11 protein-coding genes are annotated in these 12357 nt (G+C 56.5%); 7 read left to right on the plus strand and 4 right to left on the minus strand.

The window, feature by feature from the left end; translation table 11 throughout:
* The coding region (locus tag AKL29_RS31075) for a vWA domain-containing protein (protein WP_050386898.1) at positions 1 to 805 on the plus strand (805 nt) is incomplete at its 5' end.
* Positions 806 to 953: 148 nt separating this feature from the next.
* Here AKL29_RS31075 and AKL29_RS31080 read toward each other — a convergent pair.
* Positions 954 to 1316: a YciI family protein gene (locus AKL29_RS31080; RefSeq protein ID WP_244482519.1), complete on the minus strand. Its 363-nt coding sequence runs from the start codon at positions 1314 to 1316 to the stop codon at positions 954 to 956.
* Positions 1317 to 1448: 132 nt separating this feature from the next.
* The gene (locus AKL29_RS31085; RefSeq protein WP_050386790.1) at positions 1449 to 2237 is read right to left on the minus strand and encodes a crotonase/enoyl-CoA hydratase family protein; all 789 of its coding nucleotides are present in this window, start codon (positions 2235 to 2237) and stop codon (positions 1449 to 1451) included.
* 260 nt (positions 2238 to 2497) lie between these two features.
* On the opposite strand from AKL29_RS31085, the gene AKL29_RS31090 reads away from it, so the two are divergent.
* From AKL29_RS31090 to AKL29_RS31105, 4 genes are all read left to right on the plus strand, one after another.
* Positions 2498 to 3595: an NADH:flavin oxidoreductase gene (locus tag AKL29_RS31090; protein ID WP_050386791.1), complete on the plus strand. Its 1098-nt coding sequence runs from the start codon at positions 2498 to 2500 to the stop codon at positions 3593 to 3595.
* A gap of 306 nt (positions 3596 to 3901) precedes the next feature.
* Positions 3902 to 4672, plus strand: a complete 771-nt coding sequence (locus AKL29_RS31095) for an enoyl-CoA hydratase (protein WP_050386792.1) — start codon at positions 3902 to 3904, stop codon at positions 4670 to 4672.
* Positions 4673 to 5401: 729 nt separating this feature from the next.
* Positions 5402 to 6064, plus strand: coding sequence for a TetR/AcrR family transcriptional regulator (locus tag AKL29_RS31100; RefSeq protein ID WP_050386793.1), 663 nt, complete (start codon positions 5402 to 5404; stop codon positions 6062 to 6064).
* Positions 6065 to 6129: 65 nt separating this feature from the next.
* Positions 6130 to 6909 carry an SDR family oxidoreductase gene (locus AKL29_RS31105; protein WP_050386794.1) on the plus strand — a complete coding sequence of 260 codons (780 nt, stop codon included), beginning with the start codon at positions 6130 to 6132 and terminating at the stop codon, positions 6907 to 6909.
* 24 nt (positions 6910 to 6933) lie between these two features.
* Here AKL29_RS31105 and AKL29_RS31110 read toward each other — a convergent pair whose 3' ends face one another.
* Positions 6934 to 7521: a TetR/AcrR family transcriptional regulator gene (locus AKL29_RS31110; RefSeq protein ID WP_050386795.1), complete on the minus strand. Its 588-nt coding sequence runs from the start codon at positions 7519 to 7521 to the stop codon at positions 6934 to 6936.
* A 283-nt stretch (positions 7522 to 7804) separates the two neighbouring features.
* Between AKL29_RS31110 and AKL29_RS31115 the strand changes: the two genes are divergently transcribed.
* The gene (locus tag AKL29_RS31115) at positions 7805 to 8278 is read left to right on the plus strand and encodes a MaoC family dehydratase (protein WP_050386796.1); all 474 of its coding nucleotides are present in this window, start codon (positions 7805 to 7807) and stop codon (positions 8276 to 8278) included.
* Positions 8279 to 8737: 459 nt separating this feature from the next.
* Here AKL29_RS31115 and AKL29_RS31120 read toward each other — a convergent pair whose 3' ends face one another.
* Complete coding sequence (locus AKL29_RS31120; RefSeq protein ID WP_050386797.1) at positions 8738 to 10528, minus strand: acyl-CoA dehydrogenase C-terminal domain-containing protein; 1791 nt, start codon at positions 10526 to 10528, stop codon at positions 8738 to 8740.
* 208 nt (positions 10529 to 10736) lie between these two features.
* On the opposite strand from AKL29_RS31120, the gene AKL29_RS31125 reads away from it, so the two are divergent.
* Entirely contained in the window at positions 10737 to 12308 is a 1572-nt protein-coding gene (locus tag AKL29_RS31125) for a fatty acid--CoA ligase (RefSeq protein WP_050386900.1), read from the plus strand.
* Positions 12309 to 12357: the final 49 nt, after the last annotated feature.

Below are 12357 nucleotides of genomic sequence, written 5' to 3' on the forward strand. Positions count from 1 at the left end.
ACATCAGGGCGGCAGCAAATGGATCGGCACCGCCGGAACCTCGCCGTTCGGCGCCCATGGCTACAATCCCGAAGGCGTCCGCATCGGGCAGGAGAAGAACCGCAACAACCGCGCCGTGAAGGTGTGGGACAAGCGCGAGTTCAAGGATCTCGACGGCAATGTCGAGCTCGGCATCCGCAACATCAAGGTGGCGCTGCGGCGGCTGCGCAAGTTCGCGCGCACCGGCGCGCCTGACGAGCTCGACCTCGACACCACGATCAAGGAGACCGCCAACCACGGCTATCTCGACGTGCACATGCGCCCCGAGCGGCGCAATGCGGTCAAGGTATTGGTCTTCTTCGATATCGGTGGGTCGATGGATTCGCATATCGAGCAGGTCGAGGAACTGTTCTCGGCCGCCAAGAGCGAATTCAAGCACATGGAATATTTCTACTTCCACAACTGCCTCTATGAAGGCGTCTGGAAGCAGAACAAGCGGCGCTTCACCGATCGCACGCCGACCTGGGACGTGCTGCACAAGTACCCGCACGACTACAAGGTGGTGTTCGTGGGCGACGCCTCGATGTCGCCTTACGAGATCATGGTTCCCGGCGGCTCGGTCGAGCATGTCAATGAAGAGGCCGGCTCGATCTGGCTTGACCGCATCACCCGCACCTATCCGCACGCGGTGTGGCTTAATCCGGTGGCGCAGAAGCACTGGGACTATTCGGAATCGACCACCATCATCCGCCGCCTGTTCTCCGAACGCATGTATCCGATCACGATCGAGGGTCTGGAGAACGCGATGCGGGAGCTGGTCCGATAAGCCAGTTATCGCCCGTGGCGGCAATGGTTAGTGATGGCGCCACGATACGGTTACCTAAGGCAGAATCGTGAAAATGGGACGTTGCGACCGATCGAGGATTGAAGGACTTCAGCATTCGGTCCCCACGTCGCAGGGGGAAGAGGCCGATTTAGGTGGTTTGCCAACGCAATTGCAGCATCGGGAATTGTTCGTATCGAGCGCCAGTACCTGCGATAAGCATCGGATCGGCTTGCAGCAACGCCTGGAGATCGGCATCGTCAGGAAGAGCGAACAAGGACAGGCCAAAGCCTCCCGCTGGATCGTTGACCGGACCGTGTGCCACAACTTTGCCGGCCTCCAGCAAAGATTGCAAATATTGTCCGTGTGCCTTCATAAGCCGCGCTTCGTCAGCCGACATCGTCCGCATGAAGTCAGGTCGAGGCGGATGAAATTTGCAGAAGAAGTAACGCATGCTGAACAACCTTATTTTAAGGACCTTCAGGATAGCTACGGTGTAGGGCGATTTGCGCATTTGCGGCTCTCCATCCTCACTAATCCACAGGCATTACAGCTCGACCTGTGGACCCTTAGAGAGCCACCAACTTGCGATCAGGCCACCTATAGTCGACTAAAAGTTCAAGTCTCTTGCGCGGCGCTTGTCCGGTCAGCGACCCTTGAAGACCGCAGCGCGGCGTTCGACGAAGGACTGGATACCTTCAATCATGTCCTCGCTGCTGAAAACCCGATCCTTGACTTTCGGAATGTAGTCAATCGCGATCCGCTCGGCGGCTTCGATATACTTAAGCGCAGCTTCCTTGGTGACCTGAATGCCAAGCGGGGCATTCTTCGCGATAAGTTGCGCGATCTCCATCGCGCGATCGATCTGCTTTCCTGGCGCGACGACTTCCTGCACGAAGCCGATCTTGTGCGCTCGCTCGGCATTGAACTCGTCGCACAGAAAAAGATGATACATTGCATCTCCCCAGCCTGCACGAGTAAGGTAACGGAAATGAGCGCCTCCGAGCGGTGCAATGCCGCGCTTTGCCTCCATTTGGCAGAAGCGGCTATCCGAAGCGGCAACTACGATGTCGCCCGCCAGCATCATCTCTATGCCAATGGTGTAGACGATGCCCTGCACTGCCGTGACGATCGGCTTGCGGCATCGGCCAGAGAGTGCGAAAACGTCGATATTGCCTGGCTTTGGTTCGATTTTCTCCGCCTTAGGACCGAAGAACTTTGGCATGTCGAGACCGGCAGTGAAGTCGCTTCCTTCAGCGCAGACAACACCGACCCAATGGTCCTCGGTCCTATCCAGTAGCGTGATGGCGTCGGAGATCTGCGACATCATTTGGGGACTGAACGAATTCTTCTTCGTGGGATTATCGATGATAATCTTGAAGACGTGTCCGTGCACTTCAGTACGAATCTGTCCCACTTGCTTCTGGTCGCTCATCTGTATTCTCCACGCCGGATTGGTTTGGTTCCGGCGCGCCGGAATCGTCCCTAGTTGCAGTCATCTCGCTCTATAGAGATGACAGGGCGTGCACTTTATTTGCTACAACATTCTTGTGCTCAGGCTATTCAGATTTGAATTTCACGGCGCGCGCTGGGGGCAGCTAGGCTGCATACGCCGCACGCATCGATGGCGACTACGCAGGATCATTAGTAGTTCGCGGCTGTCCTTGCTGAGTCAACGCTTCCCAAAGAGATAGCATGACGAAGAACCCTCTCTTCAGGCCTTTCGCGCACAAATCGCTGACCCTCGAGAACCGAGTAGTCATGGCGCCGATGACGCGCTCCAAGAGCCCAAATGAAACACCGAGCGAGAGCGTGGTCGACTACTACCGCAGACGCGCGGAGGGCGGCGTCGGGTTGATCATCACAGAAGGGACGACGATTGATCGAGCTGGCAGTTCGAACGATGCGAACATCCCTAATCTATATTCGCCAAGGAGTATCGAGGGGTGGCGTAAGGTAGTTGCCGCCGTTCATGCGGCCGGCAGCAAGATCGCACCGCAGATCTGGCATCAGGGGATGGTACGCAAGGCCGGTACTGGGCCACGCCCGGACGGCAAATCGGACGGCCCATCAGGCCTGGCTGGGCCAGGCAAGCAAGTAGCCGAGCCAATGACGGACGCTGATATCGCTGACACGATCGATGCCTTTGCTCGAGCCGCCGCTACTGCCAAAGAAATCGGATTCGACGCGGTCGAATTGCATGGCGCCCACGGTTACCTGGTCGACCAGTTTTTCTGGGAACAAACGAACAAGCGTAACGACGAATATGGCGGCGACCTGACCGCTCGGACCCGATTTGCGGCCGACATCATTCGCGCGATCCGTAATAGCGTTGGGTCGGACTTTGTCATCATCCATCGCTTTTCTCAGTGGAAGCAGCAAGACTTTGGCGCAAAGCTTGCGCAGACGCCAGACGAACTGGCGGCCTTCTTGGCACCGCTGGTTGACGCGGGCGTCGACATCTTTCACGGTTCGACGCGAAGATTCTGGGAGCCCGAATTCCAGGGATCTAACCTCAATTTGTCTGGTTGGAGCAAGAAGCTCACTGGCAAGCCTTCTATCACCGTTGGATCGGTTGGTCTCAAGGGGGCGGACTTCATAGAGTCCTACAGAGGGAAGGGCGCCGAGATTGGTGAATTGCAGGAGCTTGAATCGCGGCTCGCGCGCGGTGAATTCGATCTTGTGGCGGTAGGGCGGGCGCTGATTGGCGATCCCAAGTGGCCGGTTAAGGTCCGCGATCGGCGCTTCGATGAGCTCGCAGCATTTTCTCCTGCCTCCATGGCAACGCTCTAGGGAAATGGACAGCGGATAGCTAATAGGCGTAGCGGCCTTCGTTCGCCGTAAGCTGCAAGCGATGCAGTGGCGCTGTCCGAGATACTGGCTCTCCGTCGCGTCGGTCAGCTCGCCGAGTTCGGAATGCTCTTATCCGATCCAGTGTTTTTCGCGCCTGGAGATCGGGGGGAGAACTGTCCCACGGGGGGGCCTTTCAGGGCGCCTGGGTGGGGCACGAACTTCAAGCATGAACTGAAGCCAACACTGCGGACGGATCCGCCGTCGATGGTGCAGCTAGGAAATAGACTCAACAAAGGGCAATGACGCATGACTGAATATGTCAAGACCGCCAAAGAAGCCGGAATCCAAACAGTGACGCTAGCGCGTCCGGACAAAAAGAATGCGCTAACCAACGAAATGTACGGAGCTCTTGCCGATATCATTGAGGGTGCGGAAGAGGACTCGTCCGTCCGCGTGCTGCTGTTCCGTGGAGATGCCGATTTCACCGCTGGCAACGACGTAGGAGAATTCGCTGCGCTCGCGAAGGGACAGGTGAAGTCGGAGCCACAGTCGACCCGATTCCTCCACTCGCTGGCCCGTTCAAGCCGTCCGATCGTCGCTGCCGTCCGCGGACGTGCCGTGGGCGTGGGCACCACTATGTTGCTTCATTGCGACATGGTACTGCTCGGTGAGGATGCGTTGCTCTCGACTCCCTTTGTCAGTCTCGCGTTGGTGCCAGAAGCTGCCTCTAGCCTTCTAATGCCGCTACGCATCGGTTATGCCCGCGCTTACGAAATGTTCGCCCTCGGTGACGCCATCGACGCGCGCACGGCCCACGCCTGGGGTATCGCCAACAAGGTCCTTCCGATCGAGACATTGTATGTTGAGGCAACGAGCCTCGCGGGACGACTTGCAAGGCAACCAGCCGGCTCCCTTAGCGCGGTGAAGCGCTTGATGCGCAGCCCTGACGTGCTGGCGGCACAGATGGCGATGGAGGGAGCGCAATTTGGTGCGCGGCTGCAAACCGCGGAGGCCCGGGAGGCCTTTACAGCCTTCGCCGAGCGGCGAGCGCCCGATTTCACCAAATTGAACAGCTGATCCTAAAGGCTCCGGAGTGCCATTTCTCCAATGTCGTGTGGCTCGGGAGAGAAGCTTTCGCTCGGCTACTCGCCCGTTCCGATCATGCGCGACTTGCGGAGAGACATCTCTCCCATCGCGATCCTTCAACTGTCAGGGGACGGAGGACCCTCGCTCGTTCCAAATCGGACGTACAAAAAAGAAACCGGCCGCAGTGCAGCCGGTCCAAGTGGACCAAGCCGAGCGGAAACGCCAATGCTCACTTAGTCGGGAGGAGCCCTCATTTAGTCCTCAAGCTTTCACACGGTCAATTCAAAAAAGGGAACTGTAGTTATAAGCTGATGAATAGCGCCATGTCATCTCTCAGAGCCTGGGATGCGTGTACGCTATCAACACGCTTCAAAAGAGCGAGCAAAACCTGTTCGAACGCCTCTTCGTCCGCCTCTCGATGTTGCCGCTTCATTTCAGTTGCTCGCTCGGAAGCACCTCTTACGAAAGATGCGCTGGGTATGCCGAAGCAAATATCGAACGAAAGTCTTCAATTCAGCGGTGAATAAGCGCTCCAGCAGCTTGGTGATAGCTCGTCGAAGGATTTTTCTCCACTATGCGGAGTGGGCTGCATCTATCTGATCGTTCGGACGATCGAGGCACAGCAACGCAGACCCTGCAAAGGAGTTAAGGTCCTTTCGTTGTGAGGTTCCGCAGTGTTCTAGGGGCGCCGAGCATTCGCGAACGTCAAGGGCAACTGCCATGAGGTACTACAAGCATCAGAAAGCCGAGACCTGCGCGCGTATTGTGAGACTTGCATCAACGCAAATTCGGGAAAGCGGTGCGGACAGTCTGAGAGTTGCAGATCTCATGCATCTGGCAGGGCTCACACACGGTGGATTTTATCACCATTTCAGGTCGCGTGAAGATCTAGTTGACCACGCCGTCGAGCACGCCATTAGCGGGTCTGTTGAGCGCTGGCGCCGCATTGCAGATCGAGCGCAGACCGGTCAACACATCGGTGACATAGTCAACTTCTATCTTTCGGCGCCTCACAGTCTCGATATCGGCGAAGGCTGCGCTTTGCCATCGCTTAGTGCCGAGATCCCGCGCACGAGCTCGGCCGCAAGAAAGGCGTTTGCGGCCGGGCTTAGCGAAATGATTGCCATTCTTACCGAGCATATGGCCCTTCAGGCGAAGAACGCGCGTCCGGAAGCGATCGCGATGCTATCGCTCATGGTCGGATCAGTGCTGCTCTCGCGGGCCGCTAATGATGCAAGCCTTGCTGATGAGATTCTTAGTGCCGGTAAATATGCGGTGCTGGGCGATATAGTGAAGAGGCGATCAGGGGCATCACGGGCAAAGATGAAGACCAACGTGAGAAGAAATACAAAATTACTGCCGCGGAGAAGTAAATCGCGCTGACAGACTTAGCGGACCGATTTGCTCTGGCAGCGAAGTTATCGATCACACAAAGGAGAAATACCATCATGAACAGCATCCTGAAGGCCCTCGATCTAACGGGTAAGAATGCGCTAATCACCGGCGGTTCTCGCGGACTTGGTCTACAGATCGCCGAAGTGCTCGGTGATCAGGGTGCGCGACTGCTGATTTCCTCTCGTAAGGCGGCGGATCTCGAGGCGGCCACCAGGCACCTGCGCGAGCGTGGGATCAAGGCCGACTCCATCGCAGCCGACAACTCCAAAGATGATGATCTTATTCGGTTGGCTGACGAGGCTCTCACCAAGCTCGGAAGAATTGACATCCTGGTTAACAATGCCGGAGCAACCTGGGGCGCTCCGGCCGAAGATCATCCGATCGATGCCTGGGACAAAGTGATGAATTTGAATGTCCGGTCGATCTTTCTTCTCTCACAGCAGATTGGAAAGAAGTCGATGATTCCGAATAAGTACGGGCGGATCATTAATCTTGCCTCGATCGCCGGTCTGCGAGGTAATCGAGGTCTGACGCAGACAATCGCTTACAACACGAGCAAGGGTGCAGTGGTCAATTTCACCCGAGCGCTTGCTGGTGATTGGGGCAAGCACGGCATTACGGTCAACGCGCTTGCGCCCGGCTTCTTTCCGTCAAAGATGACACAGGGGACCATCAAGGCCGTGGGTGTCGAGAAGCTGGTAGAGGGGGTTCCCCTCCAGCGTATCGGCGACGATGAGGATCTGAAAGGCGCCGCGCTTCTGTTTGCGAGCGACGCCGGTAAGCACATCACCGGCCAAATTTTGGCGGTCGATGGGGGGATTACCGCTGTCTAGTTTTCGAGATCGCGTCGTCCGACTTTAGTTGTCGGATGACGCGTTCCTTCCGGGGTGATCCAAAATTGTCCTCCTGGCCGCCAGCAGAAGTTTGTCCGATAGTGCTTCGTCGTTCACAGCGCGGGCAAGGGTGACAGCGCCAACTGCCATGCACAGGACGGCCATGGCAAACTCTCGGTCGTTCCCGTTGCCACTCATTTTGCAAATGTTGTCAAAGTACTGCTCGACATGATTAGTCATAATCGCGCGTGTACGCTCATCAGCGCGGGCTACATCGCCTGCGAGCGCAGCCACAGCACAGCCCGAGCGAGGCGTATCTCGGTGCGCTTTGCTGAGATAGGAGTTTAGGAAGGACTTCAAGGTGCGAGGTCCCTTTGTGCTTCCTGTGCGGACCGCTGACGCCTCTCCGTCGTTGAGTGCTCGATCGAGCGCCTCAGCGATCAGCTGATCTCGTGATTCAAAGTGCCCATAAAATCCGCCGTGGGTCAATTTGGCGGACTTCATAAGGTCCCCTATGTTGACGCTCGCAAGTCCTAGCTCTCTAACTTGCAGCGACGCGGCATCGAGTATTCGCTGACGGCTCTTCGCCTTGTCGGCTCGAGAATGTCCCACGGTTGCCTACTCCAGAGAAGTTTAGTGTTGACGATCTGAATGCTGCTCGTCATCTTGATGTCTGGATGACGGTTATCATCCAGATGACTCGACCACAACATAGGTGAAATTGGTTCGCCTATTCAAGGATTTTCGAACACGGCCGCCAAGCAGATCAGATCGTCGGGTCGAGAATGAAGGAGGCCTTTGCCACGACGAGACAATCGTGATGTCGCGCATCATCAAACTGATTGCGGCCGCAGAACAGCGGCGTCATCAACTTAACCAACTAAGGATCCGAAGCATGTCAAGTATCGATGTAAAAGAGTACGTTTCGCTCAAAGGGAAGGAGATCGGCGTCTCGCGCTGGTTCGAGATTGATCAGGCTCGGATCGACAAGTTCGCGGATGTCACGGAAGACTGGCAGTTCATTCACGTTGATCGAGAGAAGGCGGCCCAGTCGCCGTTTGGAGGTACTGTTGCGCATGGCTTTCTGACGTTGTCGATGCTGGCTGCTATGGCTTATGATGGCTTGCCTGCTCTGACCGGCCGTGTGATGGGAGTGAACTACGGATTCGACAAGGTGCGTTTTGTGACGCCCGTGCGTTCGGGGAGTCGAGTGCGGGCAAAGTTTAAGCTCATCGACGTTATGCAGCGCGGTCCCAAGGAAATCATGACCAAGTCAGAAGTCGCCGTTGAGATCGAGGGCGGTGACAAGCCCGCGGTCGTCGCGGAGTGGTTGGGCGTTTCCTACTTCGCCGACGTCGTCGCGGTTTGACTGTCTCGCAAGCCCACCTAGCCGCAGCCGTCGCTGTGAGCTAGGTGATGGGCACGCTGATGAAGCTCTGAACCAAGGAAGCGGCTCCCGCGCTTAGGTCTACGCCCCGTGACGGGGCGCAGTTCAGCTCCAGGAGGCCTGCCACACTTCGAACCTGGCACAGGCTGCGTATTTATAATGCTGACGGATCCTTGCGTCCGTGGGTGGCTTTGCAAGGTACGCTAGCCGTCCGACAACAGCGCTATTGACCGGTCAGCCGACAGTTTCGCGGGTTGAATCGAGTGTGGTTGTGCGTCTTTCGTGCCTGACGCAACGCTCGGTCCGGGCCGCTGAATGTGCGGGATTTCAGTCTCGCTATACATACTTCGTCAGGTAAAGCCGATCCAGCTGGTTCGGCTGGGCGTCGCCGGCGGAAATTATCCGCCAGCAACATCGAGTGGATAGATCAATTTCACCCGCTCAGAAAGCGTCGGCTGGCACGTCGACGATATCCTTGCCGCCAATAGAAATTCTTCGCAGATACAGAGCAGTTTCAGGGAGGATGCGTTCGAGGAAAAAGGAGCCCGTTGATAGCTTCGTTGCCAAGTATTTCGAAGTATCGCCGGCTTCAATCTTTTCCTGCGCCGCCTTGATCATCAGGCACCACATGTAACCTAACGAAACTAGTCCAACTAAATGCATAAAGTCAGTTGAACCGGCAATCGCATCGTTCGGGTCCTTCATCGCAAGTTTTAGTAGCTTGTCAGTTGCGCTTTTTAGATCTGAGGCGGCGTCCTGCAGAGCAGACACTGCCCTGGCCAGGCTCACCTGTTTGGCGTTCTCCTCGATGAAGTGGTCCAATTCGCCTATGAACGCCTGGATAGCGCGTCCGTTGTTACGCGGCAGCTTCCGCGCGACCAAATCGAGCGCCTGGATACCGTTGGCTCCCTCATAGAGCATCGTGATCCTTGCGTCCCGCACGAACTGCTCAGCTCCGGTCTCCACGATGAAGCCATGCCCGCCGAACAGCTGTTGTGCTGATACGGTGCCGGCAAAGCCCCAGTCCGTCAGAGCTCCCTTAATGACGGGGGTTAGCAGTCCCAAGTAATCTTCAGTGGCTTCTTTGAGAGCTGCATCATTGCTGCGATGCGCTACGTCGTTACGCAGTGCGGTGAACAAGATGAGTGCACGTGCCCCCTCATTGAAGGCGCGTATTTGCTGCAATGTTCGGCGCACGTCCGGATGCACGATAATAGGATCCGCCGGCTTATCGGGGTGGGCTGCGAAACCAATTGCTCGGCCTTGAAGCCGCTCTTTCGCATAGTTGGCTGCATTTTGATAGGCAATTTCGGAGAGAGCCATGGCTTGCAGGCCAACGCCGAGGCGCGCCTCATTCATCATAACGAACATGGCTTCCACGCCCTTGTTCTCACGACCCACGAGCCAGCCGACGGCGTTTTCGAAATTGAGAACGCAGGTTGGATTTCCGTGGATTCCCATCTTGTGCTCGATTGAGCCGCAACTGACCGAGTTCTTCTGTCCGAGCGTGCCGTCTTGGTTGACCAGTCGCTTCGGTACGACGAACAGCGATACCCCTTTGATGCCGCTGGGTGCGCCTTCGATCCGCGCGAGAACCAAGTGAACGATGTTCTCGGTCATGTCTTGCTCACCGCCCGAGATGAATATTTTCGTTCCAGTGATGTGATACGTGCCGTCAGCTTGCACGGACGCTTTCGTGCGCATCATGCCAAGGTCGGTGCCGCACTGAGGTTCCGTCAAATTCATCGTTCCGGTCCAACGTCCGGCGAGCATTTTCGGAACGTAAAGCTTCTTCTGCTCCTCGGAGCCGTGCGCCAGCAGGGCGGTAACGGCTCCCCGGGTAAGTCCCGAAAACATCTCCAAGGCCATGTTGGACGAAGAGAACATCTCGCCTACAGCGCAGGAGATCGTCGATGGCAAGTCTTGCCCGCCATATTGGGTCGGTGCGGAAAGGCCTATCCAGCCGCCCTCACCGAGTTGCCCGAAGGCATCGCCGAAGCCTTTTGGAGCGCTAACGCTGCCATCCGGATGGCGCGTGCATCCGTCGAGATCGCCTCGAGCGTTGAGAGGATGCAGTATCTCTTCGCTCAGTCGGGCAGCTTCCGACAGAATGGCAGTCCGGACATCGCGGGGTGCCTCGGAAAAGCTGGGCATGTTATCGTACCGATCGATTTTCAACACATCGTCCAGTAGAAACTGCATTTCCCTCACCGGGGCGCGATAGACGGTCATCGGTCGATCCTGTTTGGCTAGTCAGTGGCTTGGCCGGTCAGTGGCGCCACGGACGGCGTTGGTAACACCCGGATTTATCCCGCCTCCGATACACCTCCCAATTCTCCTTTGAATGAGCGTTCTTCAAATTTCGACCTACCGTCTCGGGAACGGCCGCTCCAACCTTCGCGAATCTAGGGAGTCTAGGTTGCGGGAGGGACAGAAGAATATGAGCGAATCAGTCGAAAGTTCAGCGAGCGTTATCTCGGTGGGCGAGGCGGTAAGCCGGCACGCCGCTGCGACACCTCACAAGGTCGCGATCGCTTTCGAAGGACGAAATACCACCTTTCAGAAACTTGATCGCGCCGCCAACCAAGTGGCAAACGGGCTCATCGCACTCGGCGTCGACGCGTGTGACAGAGTAGCAATCTTGGATAAAAATTCTGACTGTTACCTGGAGGTTTGGCTCGGCGTCTCGAAATTGAATGCCGTGATCGTACCGATCAACGCGCGACTTGCGGCTCCGGAAGTCGAGTATATTGTCAATGATGCAAAGGCGAAGGTCTTGTTCATCGGCGAGCCGTTCGTTGCGATGATCGGCGAGATTCGTGCGCGCCTGACTCACGTTCAAAAAGTGATTGTGATCAACGAAGACTACGGCAACTGGCGAGATATTCAGTCCCCCTCGGATGTGCGGCGTCCGATCGCTAGTGACGATGTGTGCATGCAGATCTACACAAGTGGCACAACCGGGCATCCGAAGGGTGTGCAGCTTACGAACGGTAACACGTTGGACACCATGGCAGACACGTTGGCTGCTTGGGGGAATTGGAATGCGTCGGATGTGGCGTTGTCGGCGATGCCTCTTTTTCACATCGCCGGATGCGGTGTAAGTCTGCTCAGTCTTGTGGCTGGAATGAAGATTGTCGTGGTTCGCGACTTTCTTCCCGCACAAATCATCGAGTTGATTCAAACAGAGCGCATTACGGTCACTTTTCTCGTGCCGGCCATGATTATGTTCCTGCTCGATGACAAGAGCATCGTCGGAGCTGACCTGACTTCGCTGCGAAGGATCGTGTATGGAGCCTCTCCGATCCCGTCGAAACTCTTGCAGAGAGCCATTCAGCGATTTAGCTCGGCCGGCTTCCTTCAGCTTTATGGACTCACCGAAACGACCGGCGGGATTACGCTCTTGACGGCTGAAGACCATGCTGATCCCGAGAGCCCTCGATTGAAGTCTTGCGGACGTCCACTAAGCGGCGTGGACCTCCGTGTTGTAGATGCTGACGGAAATCAGGTGCGCGAGGGCGAGGTTGGCGAAATCATCTGCCGAACTGTGAAGAACATGAAAGGTTACTGGAATCGTGACGAGGATACTGCGAGAACGCTACGCAACGGATGGCTCTACACGGGCGACGCAGGTTACCTCGATGCTGACGGTTACCTTTACATCCACGATCGAGTTAAGGACATGATCGTGTCCGGTGGCGAGAATATCTATCCGGCTGAAATCGAGAGTGCGATGTTCGGGCATCCATCTATTGCCGATGTTGCGGTGATCGGTGTCCCTGACGAGCGCTGGGGAGAAGCTGTAAAGGCGTTAGTTGTGCTCAAGCCCGGAACAGCTGCAGACACAGCTGCTACCGATATCTTGGCCTATGCGCGCGAGCGCCTGGCGGGCTACAAGGTACCCAAATCGATCGATTTTGCTGATGCCCTTCCGAGGAACCCAACGGGAAAGATCCTAAAGCGGGAACTCCGTGAGAAGTACTGGAAGGGCTTTCAACGACAGGTGAACTAGTCTCGATCGAGACAATAGATCGACCTCCCGTCTGATAACGCCGAGAGGT

The organism is Bradyrhizobium pachyrhizi, from assembly GCF_001189245.1.
Taxonomy (GTDB): Bacteria; Pseudomonadota; Alphaproteobacteria; order Rhizobiales; family Xanthobacteraceae; genus Bradyrhizobium; species Bradyrhizobium pachyrhizi.

Bases quoted from the DNA above. Each gene is read 5' to 3' on its own strand.
- AKL29_RS31085 (WP_050386790.1), bottom strand. From the start codon at position 2,237: ATGAGCGACCAGAAGCAAGTGGGACAGATTCGTACTGAAGTGCACGGA.
- AKL29_RS31090 (WP_050386791.1), top strand. From the start codon at position 2,498: ATGACGAAGAACCCTCTCTTCAGGCCTTTCGCGCACAAATCGCTGACC.
- AKL29_RS31115 (WP_050386796.1), top strand. From the start codon at position 7,805: ATGTCAAGTATCGATGTAAAAGAGTACGTTTCGCTCAAAGGGAAGGAG.
- AKL29_RS31080 (WP_244482519.1), bottom strand. From the start codon at position 1,316: ATGCGCAAATCGCCCTACACCGTAGCTATCCTGAAGGTCCTTAAAATA.
- AKL29_RS31095 (WP_050386792.1), top strand. From the start codon at position 3,902: ATGACTGAATATGTCAAGACCGCCAAAGAAGCCGGAATCCAAACAGTG.
- AKL29_RS31120 (WP_050386797.1), bottom strand. From the start codon at position 10,528: ATGACCGTCTATCGCGCCCCGGTGAGGGAAATGCAGTTTCTACTGGAC.
- AKL29_RS31105 (WP_050386794.1), top strand. From the start codon at position 6,130: ATGAACAGCATCCTGAAGGCCCTCGATCTAACGGGTAAGAATGCGCTA.
- AKL29_RS31100 (WP_050386793.1), top strand. From the start codon at position 5,402: ATGAGGTACTACAAGCATCAGAAAGCCGAGACCTGCGCGCGTATTGTG.
- AKL29_RS31125 (WP_050386900.1), top strand. From the start codon at position 10,737: ATGAGCGAATCAGTCGAAAGTTCAGCGAGCGTTATCTCGGTGGGCGAG.